Source organism: Paracoccus sp. DMF, from assembly GCF_004407025.1.
Lineage (GTDB): Bacteria > Pseudomonadota > Alphaproteobacteria > Rhodobacterales > Rhodobacteraceae > Paracoccus > Paracoccus aminovorans_B.
In genome coordinates this window covers 1-1,745 of sequence record NZ_SOKV02000122.1, presented here as the reverse complement: position 1 = coordinate 1,745, position 1,745 = coordinate 1, and the positions used below count along the sequence as shown (strand labels likewise).

1 protein-coding gene is annotated in these 1,745 nt (G+C 68.6%); it reads right to left on the bottom strand.

The window, feature by feature from the left end; all coding sequences use genetic code 11:
• The coding region (locus E3D03_RS20620) for a phage terminase large subunit family protein (RefSeq protein WP_263568508.1) at positions 1–1,702 on the bottom strand (1,702 nt) is incomplete at its 3' end.
• Positions 1,703–1,745 lie beyond the last annotated feature (43 nt).

The following is a 1,745-nucleotide window of genomic DNA, read 5'->3' as shown; positions in this document are numbered from 1 at the left end:
CCGCCACCAGCTGCTTCAGCCATTCGGTGTCGGCCCAGCCGGGAAGGTGGATCGTGCCGGGGGCATCGAGGGCGCCCAAGCCGCGCGCCTCGTCCGAGGGACGCTCAATCCGCAGGAAGCGGTATGTCTCGGCCTTGAAGGTCGCCGTGGCGACCGACCAGAGCCGCGCGCCCCGGCGCAGCCGTTTCCCGCCGATGGTGGCGTCGACGAAGGTCGGACCCGAGACCGGCGCCGCCCGGTTGAACCCTTCGAGGCCCTTCAGCGGCGCGACCTGTTCGAAGCCCACCTTGCGCGACCAGGCATAGACGGCAGCGGCCTCATAGCCGGTGTCGATGCCGAACCGCGCCACGGTCATGAAGGCGCCGTTCGCATGCTGCCAGCTCTTCCCCAATAGCGCAGTGAGCTTGTCCCAGGCGGCCGGATCGTCTGGCCCGCCCGGAATGACGATGTGGTCGACAAGCCAGCTTTCCAGTCCTCGACCCCAGGCCCAGATGTCGACCTCGATCCGGTCCTTCTGGACGTCGGCCCCGGCGGTCAGGAACAGCCCCGCCATCGGCACCGTGCCCACCTTCCAGGCCTCGCGCCGATCCGCCAGCCGCTGCCATTCCGGCGCATCGCCCGACTCGACCCATGTCTCGCCCAGAAGCGTGTTGCGCGCCGCGCGCAGCATTTCCTCCGAGCCCTGCGCCGCCAGCCATTCCCGCGCGACGTCGGACCAGCTCTTCCACCCAAGCGGCGAATAGAGCGCCGAGAGATGGAAGCCGATGGCCTTCGGATCCCTGGAAACCGCTGTCGCCCGCCATTCGCCGCGGGCGAGCATTTCGGTCTTGTGGTGCTCGGCGATGGGGCGCTCGCAACCCTCGCAGTGATAGGTGGCGGTTTCAGGCTTTCCCTTCGCCCAGCGCAGCCGGTCGAACTGCAGCCATTGCATCGCCCCACAATGGGGACAGGGCACGAAGTAGCGCCGCTGATCCGATGCCTCGAACTCGCGCTCGATGCGCGACAGGCCCCGGATCGTGGGCGTCGAGACCATGAATACCTTGCGCCGGTGCGAGAAGGTGGTGGTACGGGCCTCGGCCAGCGTGACCGGATCGCCTTCCTCGTCGGCCGAGACGGGATAGGCGTCGACCTCGTCGAGAAACACATAGCGCGCGGGCATCGACCGCAGGCCGGTGGCGGAATTCGCCCCGGTCAGCACCAGGATGCCGCCGGGGAATTCCTTCGACAGCATCGAATTCCCGGCATCGCGCGACCGGGCCGGGTTCACCCGTTCGCGCAGCGCCGGGCTGTCCGCGATCAAGGGATCAAGACGGCCCCTTGAGGTGCGCTTCGCCAATTCCAGGCTCGGCAGCACTGCCAGCATCGGCCCCGGCGCGTGGTGGATCACGAAGCCGATCCAGTTGTTCCCGGCCTCGGTCGCCCCCACCTGGGCGGCCTTCATGAAGGTGATGCGCTGGGCCGGATGGCCGGGCGACAGCGCATCCATGATCTCGCGCAGGTACGGCGCGCGGGCGGTGCGATAGCGCCCCGGCTCGGCCGCGCCCCGCGACGACAACCAGCGATGCTGATCCGCCCATTCCGACACCGTCAGGTTCGGATCGGGGCGCAGGCCCTGTCGCCAGACCCGGAGCAAGTCCTCGGCGCCATCGAAGCCGAGGTCGAGACCCTCGGTCAGGTCGTTGTCATCGTCCTCATCATGCAAGCGAGACCCTGAGGTCGGCGAGGGCGTCGAGCTGTTCGCGGAC